Source organism: Ensifer sp., assembly GCF_035999185.1.
Classification (GTDB): domain Bacteria; phylum Pseudomonadota; class Alphaproteobacteria; order Rhizobiales; family Rhizobiaceae; genus Ensifer.
In genome coordinates this window covers 56,085-70,121 of the sequence record NZ_DASYHB010000089.1, presented here as the reverse complement: position 1 = coordinate 70,121, position 14,037 = coordinate 56,085, and the positions used below count along the sequence as shown (strand labels likewise).

The following is a 14,037-nucleotide window of genomic DNA, read 5'->3' as shown; positions in this document are numbered from 1 at the left end:
GACCATGCTGTGCGTGACCCACGAAATGGGCTTCGCCCGTCAGGTCGCCAACCGCGTGATCTTCATGGACCAGGGCCAGATCGTCGAGCAGAACTCGCCGGCCGAGTTCTTCGACAATCCGCAGCACGAGCGCACCAAGCTCTTCCTCAGCCAGATCCTGCACTGAACGAAACACATCCGCTGCGTCTTTCCGCGCGTGCGGTCCATGTCGAAATCCCGCGCGACATCATCGTCACCCCCCGCCGAATACTAGTCGGTCGGGGTCTGGACGCCATCGACCGCGCCGCCGTCATCGACAATGTCGTCGCAATCCTCAAGGCCGCAAAGCGCGCGATGGTTATCACCGGCAGCGTGACGCCGATGCTCGTCGCACCAACCTCACCGGACACCCTGTCGAACAGCACCTCGCCGCTCGATGCGAGTCAAGTTAGAGCTTCGCCTTCGTCGACCGCGGCGTGGACAAAAGAAGGCTCGTCTCGCTGCCCATAATGCCGGGCACGAGACGGATCTTGCGCAGCACGGCATCGAAGTTGGTCAGGCTCGATGCGCTGAGTTCCACCAGCAGATCCCAGCGGCCGTTCGTCGTGTGAATCTGCGAGATTTCAGGAAAGCCGCCGAGTGTGCGGATCACCCGATCGGTCACATGGCCCTCGATCTCAACCATCATTACCCCACGAACGACATCTTCAAGCGCATCGGCGCGCAGCATCACCGTGTAACCGAGGATGGTACCATCTTGCTCCATCCGCTCGATGCGCGCCCGCACGGTCGCCCGCGAGGCACCCGTTTCGAGCGCGAGATCCGAGACGCTCCGACGCCCATTGCCGCGCAATAGCATCACAATCTTCTGGTCGAGAGCATCCATACCAATTTGGATTCCGTTGTTATCAATCTGGTCAAACTAGCATCTCGATATGCCAAAATTCAATGTTCAATCCGCCATCCAAGACTCCTAGAATCATGAAAACAAACGGGAGTACACTATGGAATGCACGCTCATCGGCGCGCCGCTGCAAATCGGAGCGGGGCAGCTTGGCTGCGAGATGGGGCCGAGCGCCCTGCGCATCGCTGGTCTCCGCACCGCACTGGAAGAACTGGGCCATACCGTCAAGGACAAGGGCAATATTGGCCCGCGCGCGTTCGATGAGATGCCGCATCCGAACAAGGCCGTCCATCACCTCGGCGAGACGGTCGCCTGGGTCGAAGCGCTGTCGGCTGCTGCCTACGAACACAGCAATGCAGGCATGCCCATCTTCCTCGGCGGCGACCACGCCATCTCCGCGGGCACCGTTCCGGGTCTCGCACGCCGAGCCGCCGAACTCGGGCGGCCGCTGTTCGTGCTCTGGTTGGACGCCCATACCGACTTCCATACTCTCGAAACGACGGTCAGCGGCAACCTGCACGGCACGCCGGTCGCGTATTATACCGGCCAGACCGGTTTCGATGGCTTTTTCCCTGCGCTCGCCCATCCCGTTGCCGCAGAAAACGTCTGCATGATCGGTATCCGCAGCGTTGACACCGCCGAAAAGGCCGCCATTCGCACGACCGGCATCACGGTACACGACATGCGCGTAATCGATGAACATGGCGTGGCTGTCCTCGTCCGCAGCTTCATCGAACGGGTCCGGGCCGCAAACGGCCTCCTGCATGTCAGCTTCGATGTCGACTTCCTCGAGCCGGACATCGCGCCAGCAGTTGGCACCACGGTCCCGGGAGGAGCAACCTTCCGCGAGGCGCACCTGATCATGGAAATGCTGCATGACAGCGGGCTGGTGGCCAGCCTCGACATTGTCGAACTCAATCCGTTCCTCGACGAGCGCGGCAAGACCGCACGGCTGCTCGTCGATCTCGTCGCCAGCCTGATGGGCAAGCGTGTGATGGATCGCCCGACTGTTACTGGCTGATTTCGATCGTTCTTTGGTTGGAGGGAAAATGAATACTGATCCGAAACTGAACGTGGTTCCGTTCGTCAGCGTCGACCACATGATGAAACTGGTTCTGAAGGTTGGCATCGACCGGTTCCTGACGGAACTCGCGGCCACCATCGAGGAAGACTTCCGTCGCTGGCCGGTCTTCGACAAGACCCCGCGCGTCGCTTCCCATTCGCAGGAAGGCGTCATCGAGCTGATGCCGACCAGCGACGGAACGCTCTATGGCTTCAAATATGTGAACGGTCATCCGAAGAACACCCGTGACGGCCGCCAGACCGTGACGGCCTTCGGTGTGCTCTCGGATGTCGGCAACGGCTATCCGATGTTGCTCACGGAAATGACGATCCTTACCGCGCTACGCACCGCCGCAACCTCGGCGGTCGCGGCAAAATACCTGGCACGGCCGAACGCTCGCACCATGGCCATCATCGGCAACGGCGCACAAAGCGAATTCCAGGCCCGCGCCTTCAAGTCGCTGCTCGGCATCGACAAGCTTCGCCTCTACGATATCGACGCATCCGCAACCCGGAAATGTGCGCGCAACCTCGCAGGACTCGGCTTCACCATTGAGGAATGCGCGTCGGTCGAAGAGGCGGTCGAGGGCGCGGACATCATCACCACGGTCACCGCCGACAAGCAGTACGCGACGATCCTCTCCGACAACCATGTCGGTCCCGGCGTCCATATCAACGCGGTTGGCGGCGACTGCCCGGGCAAGACGGAACTCAGCAAGGACATTCTGCTGCGCTCGGACATCTTCGTCGAATACCCGCCGCAGACGCGCATCGAAGGCGAAATCCAGCAGTTGCCGGCCGGGCACCCCGTCATCGAACTCTGGCAGGTCATGACCGGCGAGACGGAAGGCCGCAAGAACCCGGATCAGATCACGCTCTTCGACAGCGTCGGTTTCGCCATCGAGGACTTCTCCGCCCTTCGCTACGTCCGGGAGCAGATTGCCGAGTACGGCATGTTCGCAGAACTCGATCTCCTCGCCGATCCCGACGAGCCGCGCGACCTCTATGGTATGCTCCTGCGCTGTGAGAAAAAGCTCGACGCGGCATAGACCGCCCCGAAGCAATCACGTTCCTCGGTTTGTCGACGGTCAAGCCGGGGAGCGCTGGCAGGCTCCAAGCAGCCTGGCAGAGGCCACATGAACGCCTTTACTAGATCAGAACTGGCGACCCCTGAGTCCCTGGGTAGGTGATGCGCAGGCTACGCCGAAGGGGTGCCGCCCCCTGGCGCTGCGTTGCTTAGCAAGTTCAGGACCGTCGGCAAGATGCCACCAGCTCTAAGTATCCGAATTTCGGCATACGTCTCGATGGCAGCCGTTACGTCCAAAGCGAAACTGTGTCCGTCCGCCTTTCGGACGGACACTGGCACGGAACACCGCGGCGCAAGACTGTCTTCCTCTGCACTGACACGAATGACATCACCTGGCTCGAGCGCCAACCGATCGAGGTCGAATCCCGTCGGAAGCCGCAAAGGCAAGATGCCCATACCAATCAGGTTGGTGCGGTGGATGCGTTCAAAACTCAATGCGAGCACAGCCCGCGCTCCAAGCAGCGAAACGCCCTTTGCTGCCCAGTCGCGCGACGAACCCATGCCATAGCGTTCACCTGCAAATATGACGACCGATTGGCCATCCTCACGGTACCGACGAGCCGCGTCCCAGAGCGGCAACACCTCACCAGAGGGGGCATGAACGGTCGAGCCCGCCGGAATCACAGCTCTCCCAAGCTGGTTGCGCACCGTCTTGTTCGTGAACAGCCCGCGCACCATTGCCTCCCAATTGCCGCGGCGGGATGAGAACACGTTGAGGTCCGTAGGGCTTTCTCCTCGTTCGACAAGGTACCTCCCAGCTGTCCCGCCAACCGGGATAGCGCCAGCCGGAGAGATGTGGTCGGTCGTGATGTCATCGCCGAGAACGATTAGCGGGTGCGCTTCGTAGCGACCGAGCGAATTACCTTCACTGAAAGCTGCGAAAGGCGGCCTGCGGATGTAGGTCGAATGCTCGTCCCATGGAAAGACTACGCTCGTCGGTGCATCCAGCTTTGCCCATACGTCATTGGCTTCGGCATCGTCATAGGCTGGCTTGAAGTCGTCTGCGCTCGATGCGTTTGCCACCGCCTCGTCAATTTCGGCGCTACTGGGCCATAACATCGAGAGCGTTATTTCCTTGCCGTCAAAGGTGGTTGCGATCGGATCGTTGAGGATGTCGATCAACACGGTTCCCGCAAGGGCGAACGCAACGACAAGGGGCGGCGATGCAAGAAAACCAGCTTCGAGCCGAGGATGGACACGTCCCGGGAAGTTCCGGTTGCCTGACAATACGGCCACCGGAACGATGCCTCGTTCATCCATCGCAGCAGAAATCGGCTCTGTCAGCGGACCCGAATTGCCAATGCAGGTCGTACAGCCATAGCCGACGATGCCAAACCCGACCGCTTCCAGATCTTCGAGCAGACCGGCGCGGCTGAGGTAGCGCTCTGCCGTGGGCGATCCTGGCGCCAGTGATGTCTTGACCCACTCGGCCGGCTTCAGACCGAGCGCTCGAGCTTTGCGGGCCAAGAGACCAGCTGCGATGACCAGACGGGGATCGGACGTATTGGTACAGCTGGTGATCGCGGCAATCGCGACCACCCCGTGCTCCGGTCGATCCGCGCGCAGGACGCCCGTTGCCACGCCGACAAGCGGCTCCATCGCTTGGCGCGTTGCACCGGCGGGGCGCCGATCCTGTGGGCGCGTTGGTCCGGCGAGGCTAGCCTCGACGGTGGAAAGATCGAGTTCGACGACATCCGTGTAGCGCGGAGCGGAGGTCGGGTCGAACCAGAGACCCACGCGCTTCGCATAGGCTTCAACCAACGCACGCTGCTCGGTCGATCGCCCGGTCATTTCGAGATATCGGATTGCCTGATCGTCGATTGGGAAATAGCCGCTGTTTCCGCCGAACTCCGGCGTCATGTTGGCAACGACGGCCCGGTCACCCGCTGTTAGCGACGAAACGCCCTCGCCGAAGAACTCGACATAGCGGTCCTGCAGGTCGATCTTTCGCAGTTGTTCGGTGACCGTGAGTGCAAGGTCGGTCGCAAGGACACCGCTGTTCAGCTTACCCGTGAGTTTCACACCGACAATATCTGGCACCTTTAGCGTGACCGGCATGCCGAACATCACGCTCTCCGCCTCAAGGCCGCCTACCCCCCAGGCCAGAACGCCGATGCCGTTGATCATTGGCGTATGGCTGTCCGTGCCGATCAGTGTATCCGGCATCGCCCAGTTAACGCCGCCGACAGACTTGCCGGTCACGATGGTGGCGAGCCTCTCAAGATTGAGCGTATGCATGATACCGGTTCCAGGCGGATGCACCGTGAAATCGTTCAACGTATTCATCGCCCACTTCATGAAGCGATAGCGCTCGGCATTACGCTGGAACTCACGAGCCATGTTCTGCTCCAAGGAGCCCGCCTGGCCGAAAAAGTCGACACCCACCGAATGGTCGGTCGAGACATCGACCGGTACGACCGGGTTAAGGCGTGCAGGATCGACACCAGCCTCCGCTAGGGCCGAGCGCATGGCTGCGATGTCAACGAGCGCCGGACCGCAGGTGGTGTCGTGCATCAGAACACGATTGGGCAGAAACGGAATCTCGACCTCGCTCGTCCTGGTCTTGAGCCAATCCAGGATCGCGGCCTTTGCCTTCGCTGCGTCTCCACCGCCGGTGCGCAACACGTTCTCCAGCAGGACACGATGAATGTAGGGAAGCTGCCATAGCGCCTGCCCCGCCTCCTTCGGCAGGTCGACGATCGTGTAGGCAACACCATTGACGTTGAGATCTGCAAGCGCTGCCAATGGACGTTCCTCCCTCGAAACAGACAAGTCTAACCGGCGCACAAATTACATATTGTAATTATAAAATGCAATCGTTGCGAAGCTTGAAAAGATCGGCCATCGGCGAGCCGATCACTCTAGAACCAGCCTTGTGGGGGGATCCAGGACCAAACGGTCTAGACCTGTGGAGCCTTGATCCGGCTAGCACCCATGATGTGGGTGTAGAGGAACGCTGCCGCCTCTGTTCGCCGGCCTGCTTCAAGCAAGTCGAGTATGTGCAAATGTTCCGCTGACTGCCTCGGCAAACGGCTACGGTCAATCGTGATGCGATACTCGATCAACCGGCGCAGGCGGTTGATCCTCTTGATCGAGTCCAAGAAGAACTCGTTTTGCGAACACGCAACGATCATCTCGTGGAAATCATTGTTCGCTTTGAAGATCTCGGCGCGAGACCAGGTTTCATAGCCGCCCTCGCCAAGCGCGGTCTGGACGGCGCGAGCCTTCTGGAACGCGACCTCATCGGCCACGAACGATGGCAGCAACATTGCCTGCTGCTCGATTACCGCACGAAACACGTAGCCTTCCTCGTAGCTTCGCCGCGACGTTAGCGTTTCCCGGAATGCCCAGCCATTACCCGGTAGCCGCTCCACCCAGCCCTCTTCGGCAATTCGATGCAGCGTCTTGAGAAGCCTTGTTCTTGCGACATCGTAGAGACGGATCAACTCGTTTTCACTGACCCGCTCTTGCAGTTTTCCAGCCAGGCGATCTTCGGCAATGCGGAAGTAAAGCGGATCTTCGTCCTCGCCCTCGGGCGTCGCTTCCGGCTTGACCGTGTCAACGTTCGCCGCATCGACCTTCAGAAAGTATCCACGATTGGGCTCGCCACGCACGATCCCCATTTGCTCGAGCTTCTTCAGCGCCGCATTCACCGGCGCCCGGGAAACCCGGAAGGTGTCGGCGAGCATCTGACATGGCAGATGATCGCCAGCACGCATCTGGTTCGTTTTTACGAACTCAAGGATGTTCGTGGTGATCTGAGGGGATACGCTTTGTCTTGCCATGTTGCGTCGTTTGGTCTCGGGTCGAGAACGAAAGCCGATTTATGCATGAGACGGCGCTATTGCAAACCATCACGACCCTCAATCCTCGTCCTGACGGAATTTTGCCAGTCCCTTGAACAGGAAAGGAAGGATGAGGGCGATCGTCGCGATTGCGATCATGATCGCTGAACTTGGATGCTTCAGGAAGACCATCGGATCGCCAAGGCTCATCTGCAGCGAACGGCGTAGCGCATTGTCAGCAAGCGGCCCGAGGATGAGACCCACAACAGCCGGAGCGACCGGGTAGTCATACCGACGCATCAAGAACCCGACGATACCAAAACCGACCAGCAGCAACAGTTCTACTACGGACGGGTTCGCCGCAATGGTGCCCATGGCTGCAAACACCAGGATGCCCCCATAGAGCCAAGGCAACGGTATTGCCAGGAGCCTCACCCAAAGACCGACAAGCGGCAGGTTGAGGACGAGCAGCATGACATTGGCGATGAAAAGGCTGGCAACCAGCCCCCAAACCAGATCGGCATGTTGTGCGAATAACAACGGACCCGGCTGTATATTGTACTGCTGGAAACCGGCGAGCATGACAGCCGCCGTGGCTGACGTCGGCAGGCCGAGCGTGAGCAGCGGGACCAGCGTACCGGCCGCAGAGGCATTGTTGGCGGCTTCCGGCCCGGCGACACCCTCGATGGCGCCCGAACCGAATTCCTCCGGCTTGCGGCTAAGCTTGCGCTCCATCGTGTAGCTCAAGAACGTCGGGATTTCTGCGCCACCTGCGGGCAATGCACCGATCGGAAAGCCGACGGCCGTGCCTCGTAACCATGGCTTCCAGGACCGCGACCAGTCCTCTTTCGTCATCCAGATCGAGCCTTTGACCGGGATCGGCTTTTCGGGCTTGAACAGATGACGACCGGCAACATAGAGCGCTTCGCCAATCGCGAAGAGACCAACGGCAAGCGTCGTCACCTCGACGCCATCGAGTAGCTGCGGCACTCCAAAGGTCAGGCGAGCCTGGCCCGTCAGTTGATCGAGCCCCATCAGTCCGAGCCAGAGCCCGAACGCAAGGCTGGTCAGACCTCTTAGCGGCGACGACCCGAAGGTTGCCGAGACGGTGACAAAGGCAATCAGCATCAGCCCGAAGTAGTCCCAGGGCGCGAATTTCACGGCGACCTTGACGAGAAACGGCGCGACAAAGGCCAGGCCAACGGTCGCGATCAGCGTCGCAACGAAGGATCCGATCGCAGCGGTCGCCAAAGCCGGACCGCCGCGCCCTGCCCGCGCCATCTTGTTGCCTTCGAGGGCCGTGACGACAGCCGCGCTCTCTCCAGGCGTGTTCAGCAGGATCGCCGTCGTCGAACCGCCATACATGCCGCCGTAGTAGATCCCGGCGAACATGATCAGCGACCCGCCCGGATCGAGCTTGAAGGTGACGGGCAACAGCAGCGCGACGGTCAAGGCAGGTCCGATTCCGGGCAGCACCCCGACGGCAGTGCCTATGAACACGCCAATCGCCGCGAAGATCAGGTTGGAAGGTTGGATTGCCAAGGCAAAGCCGTGAATGAGGAAATTGATCGCGTCCACAGGGGCCTCCTAGAACAGCACCCGCTCCAGCGGCCCTTGCGGCAAAGCAAGGCTCAGGAGTTTGTTAAAGAGAAGGAAGATGACCAGCCCCATGAGAGCGCCGATCACCAGGTCGACCAGGAATGCCCTTCGACCGAAAGCGCGCGCCGTAAAGGCGAAGAGCAACGTCGACCCGAGAATGAACCCAGCTCCCAGCCAGATCGAGCCAATCAGTCCTGCCAGGGCCAGCCCCACCCAGCCGATCGCCTTCATGTCGATGTCTTCGACTTCGATCGAGGCAGCCTGGAATGCGCTGACAACGTGTCCCAACCCCAGCACCGCGAAGAAAAGACAGACGAAATATGAGGCGGCGCTGGCGTTCATCCCATAGGTCGCACGTGCTGCCATGCGGCTGGCGTCCCAGTAGGTGACCGCCGCCATGGCGAACAGGGCCAAGGCGATGACGAGCGCCGGGCGGTTCGGCGCCTTCATGATTTTCTCAAACATGGGAACTCTCTCGGCAGGCGTGGGAGGGCTCAGCCTCCCACCCGGCGGTCGTTATTTGGCGAGGCCGATCGATGTCAGGATCGTGCGGACGCGGTCGGTTTCAGACGCGATGAAGCTCTTGAACTCGTCGGCCGGCGCATAATAGTCGGACCATCCACGAGCCTTGATCAGATCCTTCCACTGCTGCGACTTGACCGTGTTGTCGACGGCGGTCTTGAGCGCTTCTAGATCCTGGCCCTCGACATTGGGACCGGCGAAGATGCCACGCCAGTTCACCAGCTCAATATCCAGTCCCTGAGCCTTTAGCGGCTTTGCCTCGATGCCCTCGATCGGTTCTGGATAGGAAATCGCAAGCGCCCTGAGATCACCAGACTTGATCTGGCCTTCCCATTCGCCATAGCCGGAGACACCAGCCGTTGCCTGGCCACCAAGCATAGCGGCAAGCGCCTCGCCGCCGCCTGAATATGCGACGTAGTTGATCTTGCTCGGGTCAGCGCCTGCTGCCTTGGTCACAAGGGCTGCCAGGATATGGTCCGCACCACCGGCCGATCCGCCAACCCAGATGTTCGTGGCAACGTCCTTTTTGATGGCAGCAAGCAGGTCGTTGATCGACTGAATTGGTGAGTCCTTCGGCACAACGATCACCAGCGGGTCACCGGTCAAGCGGGCGATTGGCGTCACCTGAGTCAGGTCGACAGGCGAGGCATTCGAGATGCTGGCGCCAACGAGCGTGATGCCGGCGACAAACAATTGGTCGGAAGAGCCTTGAGCGCTACCCACGAACTGGGCAAGGCCGACCGTGCCACCAGCGCCGGGCACGTTGACGACCTGGACGCTTCTCGCCTCGCCTGTCGCCATCATGACTTCCTGCAGCGATCGTGCTGCCGAGTCCCAGCCACCGCCAGCACCAGCCGGAGCCGTGATCGTGAGTTCCAGATCACCGGCGGTCGAAGCGCCCGTATGAAGTGCAGCCCCCGCCAACGCCGCCAAACCGATGGCGAATTTCAAAAAGTTTCGCATGTGATCGTTCCTCCCAAGAAATCGAAACGGTGACCCTCCGGCGCCGTCGAGTGGAAATCTGCATTAAATAATTATAAAAAGCAATCCTGCTTTTTTTTGAAGCAACGCGGGCACGGAATGCCGTCATCTAAAAACTCGTCGAACGCACAGTGATGAATTGAGCCGGAGCCCCGGGATCGGAAAAATACCGTGATGTGCCGACGGGAAAAAATGCCAAGGATTGTAGGGAGCCTACGGCAAGGTCTCGGACGCGAGAGCGAGCGGTGAAAGCACTGGCCAAGCACCTGGAATATTCGCCGTCTGAAGGTTCGGGCGGGGCACAGACGCTTGCTCAAGGGAACGAAGGTTATCGCTCGTTGGTCGGGAGCGCGAAGACGGCGCATTGCGGCAAAAAATTGCAATGACGAGGACTGACAAGGGAGGACCTTGATCTGATCTAGTCGCGCCCTCCTTTGATTATGCCGCGATACGGTGGGGTGACCACCGAACGGCGACAATTCTCTCAATTCGCGAATGGATCTAATTCTGATTGCACCAACGCCGAGGGCGTAGGACGGGCCGAAACCAAGCGCCCGTTGCAATCGAAAAGGATCAGATCCATGAGCAATGAACAGAAGGTCGCCATCATCACAGGTGCATCGCAGGGTATCGGCGCCGCCCTGGTTCAGGCCTACCGCGATCGCAACTATCGTGTCGTCGCCACTTCCCGGTCTATTCGGGAGAGCGCGGACGCCGGTATCCTCGCTGTCGCCGGCGATATCGCAAATCCGGAGACGGCCGAGAAGGTCGTTCGCCAAGGTCTGGAACGGTTTGGCCGGATCGACACCTTGGTCAACAACGCCGGCGTCTTCACCGCCAAGCCGTTCGTCGAATTCACCCAGGAAGACTATGACCTCAATCTGGGTGTGAACGTCGCCGGCTTCTTCCACATCACTCAGCGCACCGCCGCCGAGATGCTGAAGCAGGGCTCCGGCCATATCGTCAGCATTACCACCAGCCTTGTGAACCAGCCGATCGCCGGTGTGCCGGCCGCACTGGCTTCACTCACCAAGGGCGGTCTGAACTCCGTAACGCAGGCGCTTGCCATCGAGTTCGCGACAGCGGGCGTGCGCGTCAACGCCGTATCGCCGGGCATCATCAAGACGCCGATGCATCCGCCGGAAACACATGCGGCTCTCTCCACGCTGCACCCGGTCGGCCGCATGGGCGAGATCCGCGACATCGTCGATGCCGTCCTCTACCTGGAGAGTGCGGGCTTCGTGACCGGCGAGATCCTGCATGTCGACGGCGGCCAGAACGCCGGTCGCTGGTAACCGACAACCTTAAGGGGGCCGGCTGCGGTCAATCGCCGACTGCCCCTTCCTTATGACAACGAGCCGGCACCCCCTAGGTGCCATCCATATCTCAGTTTGCAGAGGAGACGACCATGCCGATCGTCACAGTTCAGGTGACCCGTGAAGGCTCTACACCCGACCGCACATCGGTCACATCGGACGAAAAGGCCGCCATCATCAAGGGCGTGAGCCAGGTGCTGCTCGACGTGCTCAACAAGCCGCTGGAATCGACCTATGTCGTTATCGAGGAAGTCGACCTGGACAATTGGGGCTGGGGCGGTTTGCCTACGGTCGAGTATCGCGCACACCGCGCCGCTCAAGCAAAGGCCTGACAAGACACATCCCAGTCTACGACCCGCCGCCCGTAAGGACGGCGGGTTTCCGTGATTTCCGCTCCACGGTCAGGCGCGGAGCGCGTCGATCCAGCTTTCAGAACCTGCGAAATTGTATCGAAATGTATCCGGGCCGGCTTGAAATACATGCCCGCGCAAGTCTGGATGTGGTGAACATATCGGCGACACATCCGGCGCGCTCATGGAGCGTGTGCGGAGTTGCCCGGTGATGATCCGTGGCAGACCCAGGTGGCGACCGGAAACTGAGGAGATCGCGTGATGGAACACATCGACCACGTCTTGATCGTCGATGACGACCGTGAAATCCGTGAACTTGTGTCGAGTTACCTCAAGAAGAACGGGCTGCGCACCTCGACGGTCGCCGACGGCCGGCAGATGCGCGCTTTTCTCGAGGGAAACACGGTCGACCTCATTGTCCTCGACGTCATGATGCCGGGCGACGACGGGCTCGTACTCAGCCGTGAACTGCGCGCCGGCAAGCACAAGTCGATCCCGATCATCATGCTGACGGCCCGCTCCGACGAGATGGACCGTATCCTCGGTCTCGAAATGGGCGCCGACGACTATCTGGCCAAGCCGTTTTCCGCGCGTGAGCTGCTTGCCCGCATCAAGGCGGTGCTCAGGCGCTCGCGCATGCTGCCGCCAAACCTGCAGGTATCGGAAGCCGGACAGCTGCTGCGCTTCGGCACCTGGAAGCTCGACACCACCGCGCGCCACCTGATCGATGCAGACGGCACGGTGATTGCGCTGAGCGGTGCGGAGTACCGCCTGCTGCGGGTCTTCATCGATCACCCACAGCGCGTCCTCAACCGCGACCAGTTGCTCAATCTCACTCAAGGGCGCGAGGCGGAGCTCTTCGACCGGTCGATCGACCTGCTCGTCAGCCGCGTTCGCCAACGGCTCGGCGACGACGCCCGCGAGCCCATCTACATCAAGACCGTGCGCAGCGAAGGCTACGTCTTTTCGGTGCCGATCGAAATCGTCGAGGCGCGCGAATGACGGCTGTTGCAGACAAGAGTGTCTTTCGGCTGTGGCCGCGCACGCTGAGAGCGCGGCTCTTTGTTATCCTGCTCGCCGGCCTCACCATCGCACATGTGATGTCGTTCAGCGTCTTGTTTTTCGAGCGCTACACCGCCGCCCGGTCGGTTATGTTCAACACGCTCGAAAATGATATCGCGACGTCGATCGCCGTCCTCGATCGGCTGCCCGTCGGCGAGCGCAGCGCATTGCTCGACCGGTTGGGCCGCGACAACTATTCATTCATTCTCGGCCCGGGCGTTCCGGGCAGCCCCTCGCTCGACCCCGCCGCCGAAGAGCTCGCCTCCAAGATCCAGCGTGCCACGGGCCTTGACCGTCCGGTCAGGGTTGAAACGATCCCGGGCACGCGACGGCATCTGCAGGCGCACCTGACCTTGAGCGACGGCTCGCCACTGACGATCGATGTCTATCCGAAAGGCATCATGCCTTTGGCCGACTGGCTGCCCTTCGTGCTCGCAGCGCAGCTTGCACTCCTTCTGTTCTGCAGCTGGTTCGCCGTTCGACAGGCGGTGCGCCCGCTCGTCAATCTGGCCGAGGCGGCCGACACGCTGGATCCCAACCGCAACACGCCGCGGCTCAATGAAACAGGTCCGACGGAGGTCGCCTATGCGGCGACGGCGTTCAACGCCATGCGCGACCGCATCGCCCAGTATCTGGAAGAACGCGTGCAGATCCTTGCCGCCATTTCCCATGACCTGCAGACACCGATCACCCGCATGAAACTGCGGACGGAAATGGCGGACGATTTCGCCGACCGGGAGAAGCTGATGCAGGACCTCGGCCAGATCGAGAGCCTGGTCAAGGAAGGCGTCGCCTATGCGCGAAGCGCCCACGGCAATGTTGAAAAGCCGACCCGCGTCGACCTTTCCTCGTTCATCGAAAGCCTCGCCTACGACTATCAGGACACCGGCAAGCGCGTGACGACCAGCGACGTTGGCGGCGGTACCATCACGACCCGGCCGCAGGCCTTAAGGCGCATTCTCACCAACCTCGTCGACAATGCCCTCAAGTTCGGCGGCAGCGCCGAGATCGAGGCTCGACGGCTTGCCGATGACACTGTGGTCATCGTCGTCGCCGACCGTGGGCCGGGTATTCCCGACGATCAGCTGGAAGCAGTGTTGAAACCGTTTTTCCGGCTGGAAGACTCCCGCAACCGCGAGACCGGCGGAACCGGCCTTGGGCTTGCGATTGCCCAACAGCTCGCAGCTTCCATCAATGGCACTCTGACGCTGCGCAATCGCGACGGCGGTGGCCTCGTTGGCGAACTCGTCATTCTTCCGCGCCGCGATTGACGACGTAAACGTCAGAAAGATCGTTTAGTAACAAATCGATATAGTTGCTTCTTCATCTCCTGCTGAAGACCGAAGACTAAAACAAGAGCGGCGGCCAAGATGGCCGCCGCTTCGATTTG

12 protein-coding genes and 1 pseudogene are annotated in these 14,037 nt (G+C 60.7%); 7 read left to right on the top strand and 6 right to left on the bottom strand.

What is annotated here, in order from left to right; genetic code table 11:
- Positions 1 to 166: pseudogene (locus VGO04_RS08855) on the top strand (amino acid ABC transporter ATP-binding protein); the annotation flags it as partial.
- A 261-nt stretch (positions 167 to 427) separates the two neighbouring features.
- Here VGO04_RS08855 and VGO04_RS08850 read toward each other — a convergent pair.
- Positions 428 to 865, bottom strand: coding sequence for an Lrp/AsnC family transcriptional regulator (locus tag VGO04_RS08850; protein WP_327495578.1), 438 nt, complete (start codon positions 863 to 865; stop codon positions 428 to 430).
- 118 nt (positions 866 to 983) lie between these two features.
- Between VGO04_RS08850 and rocF the strand changes: the two genes are divergently transcribed.
- Positions 984 to 1,904 (top strand): arginase, encoded by a 921-nt coding sequence (gene rocF, locus VGO04_RS08845; RefSeq protein ID WP_327495577.1) that lies wholly within the window; start codon positions 984 to 986, stop codon positions 1,902 to 1,904.
- Positions 1,905 to 1,932: 28 nt separating this feature from the next.
- Positions 1,933 to 2,994, top strand: a complete 1,062-nt coding sequence (ocd, locus tag VGO04_RS08840) for an ornithine cyclodeaminase (RefSeq protein ID WP_327495576.1) — start codon at positions 1,933 to 1,935, stop codon at positions 2,992 to 2,994.
- Between the two features lie 149 nt (positions 2,995 to 3,143).
- Here the strand turns inward: ocd and acnA are convergent, their stop codons facing one another.
- From acnA to VGO04_RS08815, 5 genes are all read right to left on the bottom strand, one after another.
- On the bottom strand, positions 3,144 to 5,777 hold the full coding sequence (acnA, locus tag VGO04_RS08835; RefSeq protein WP_327495575.1) for an aconitate hydratase AcnA: 2,634 nt from the start codon (positions 5,775 to 5,777) through the stop codon (positions 3,144 to 3,146).
- Between the two features lie 155 nt (positions 5,778 to 5,932).
- Positions 5,933 to 6,817: a GntR family transcriptional regulator gene (locus VGO04_RS08830; protein ID WP_327495574.1), complete on the bottom strand. Its 885-nt coding sequence runs from the start codon at positions 6,815 to 6,817 to the stop codon at positions 5,933 to 5,935.
- A gap of 78 nt (positions 6,818 to 6,895) precedes the next feature.
- Positions 6,896 to 8,395, bottom strand: coding sequence for a tripartite tricarboxylate transporter permease (locus VGO04_RS08825; RefSeq protein WP_327495573.1), 1,500 nt, complete (start codon positions 8,393 to 8,395; stop codon positions 6,896 to 6,898).
- A gap of 9 nt (positions 8,396 to 8,404) precedes the next feature.
- On the bottom strand, positions 8,405 to 8,881 hold the full coding sequence (locus tag VGO04_RS08820; RefSeq protein ID WP_327495572.1) for a tripartite tricarboxylate transporter TctB family protein: 477 nt from the start codon (positions 8,879 to 8,881) through the stop codon (positions 8,405 to 8,407).
- A gap of 51 nt (positions 8,882 to 8,932) precedes the next feature.
- Positions 8,933 to 9,901, bottom strand: coding sequence for a tripartite tricarboxylate transporter substrate binding protein (locus VGO04_RS08815; protein ID WP_327495570.1), 969 nt, complete (start codon positions 9,899 to 9,901; stop codon positions 8,933 to 8,935).
- Positions 9,902 to 10,500: 599 nt separating this feature from the next.
- Between VGO04_RS08815 and VGO04_RS08810 the strand changes: the two genes are divergently transcribed.
- The 4 genes from VGO04_RS08810 to VGO04_RS08795 all read left to right on the top strand — a co-directional run bounded on the left by VGO04_RS08810 (position 10,501) and on the right by VGO04_RS08795 (position 13,918).
- Positions 10,501 to 11,214 (top strand): SDR family NAD(P)-dependent oxidoreductase, encoded by a 714-nt coding sequence (locus tag VGO04_RS08810; protein WP_327495569.1) that lies wholly within the window; start codon positions 10,501 to 10,503, stop codon positions 11,212 to 11,214.
- Positions 11,215 to 11,327: 113 nt separating this feature from the next.
- Positions 11,328 to 11,567: a 4-oxalocrotonate tautomerase family protein gene (locus VGO04_RS08805; RefSeq protein ID WP_327495568.1), complete on the top strand. Its 240-nt coding sequence runs from the start codon at positions 11,328 to 11,330 to the stop codon at positions 11,565 to 11,567.
- A gap of 279 nt (positions 11,568 to 11,846) precedes the next feature.
- Positions 11,847 to 12,587 carry a response regulator gene (locus VGO04_RS08800; RefSeq protein ID WP_327495567.1) on the top strand — a complete coding sequence of 247 codons (741 nt, stop codon included), beginning with the start codon at positions 11,847 to 11,849 and terminating at the stop codon, positions 12,585 to 12,587.
- Positions 12,584 to 13,918 carry a HAMP domain-containing sensor histidine kinase gene (locus VGO04_RS08795; RefSeq protein WP_327495566.1) on the top strand — a complete coding sequence of 445 codons (1,335 nt, stop codon included), beginning with the start codon at positions 12,584 to 12,586 and terminating at the stop codon, positions 13,916 to 13,918. The genes VGO04_RS08800 and VGO04_RS08795 overlap by 4 nt, the downstream gene beginning before the upstream one ends.
- Positions 13,919 to 14,037: the final 119 nt, after the last annotated feature.

Excerpts from the sequence above, each read along its gene's own strand:
- VGO04_RS08850 (WP_327495578.1), bottom strand. The coding sequence starts at position 865 with ATGGATGCTCTCGACCAGAAGATTGTGATGCTATTGCGCGGCAATGGG.
- rocF (WP_327495577.1), top strand. The coding sequence starts at position 984 with ATGGAATGCACGCTCATCGGCGCGCCGCTGCAAATCGGAGCGGGGCAG.
- ocd (WP_327495576.1), top strand. The coding sequence starts at position 1,933 with ATGAATACTGATCCGAAACTGAACGTGGTTCCGTTCGTCAGCGTCGAC.
- VGO04_RS08830 (WP_327495574.1), bottom strand. The coding sequence starts at position 6,817 with ATGGCAAGACAAAGCGTATCCCCTCAGATCACCACGAACATCCTTGAG.
- VGO04_RS08820 (WP_327495572.1), bottom strand. The coding sequence starts at position 8,881 with ATGTTTGAGAAAATCATGAAGGCGCCGAACCGCCCGGCGCTCGTCATC.
- VGO04_RS08815 (WP_327495570.1), bottom strand. The coding sequence starts at position 9,901 with ATGCGAAACTTTTTGAAATTCGCCATCGGTTTGGCGGCGTTGGCGGGG.
- VGO04_RS08810 (WP_327495569.1), top strand. The coding sequence starts at position 10,501 with ATGAGCAATGAACAGAAGGTCGCCATCATCACAGGTGCATCGCAGGGT.
- VGO04_RS08805 (WP_327495568.1), top strand. The coding sequence starts at position 11,328 with ATGCCGATCGTCACAGTTCAGGTGACCCGTGAAGGCTCTACACCCGAC.
- VGO04_RS08800 (WP_327495567.1), top strand. The coding sequence starts at position 11,847 with ATGGAACACATCGACCACGTCTTGATCGTCGATGACGACCGTGAAATC.
- VGO04_RS08795 (WP_327495566.1), top strand. The coding sequence starts at position 12,584 with ATGACGGCTGTTGCAGACAAGAGTGTCTTTCGGCTGTGGCCGCGCACG.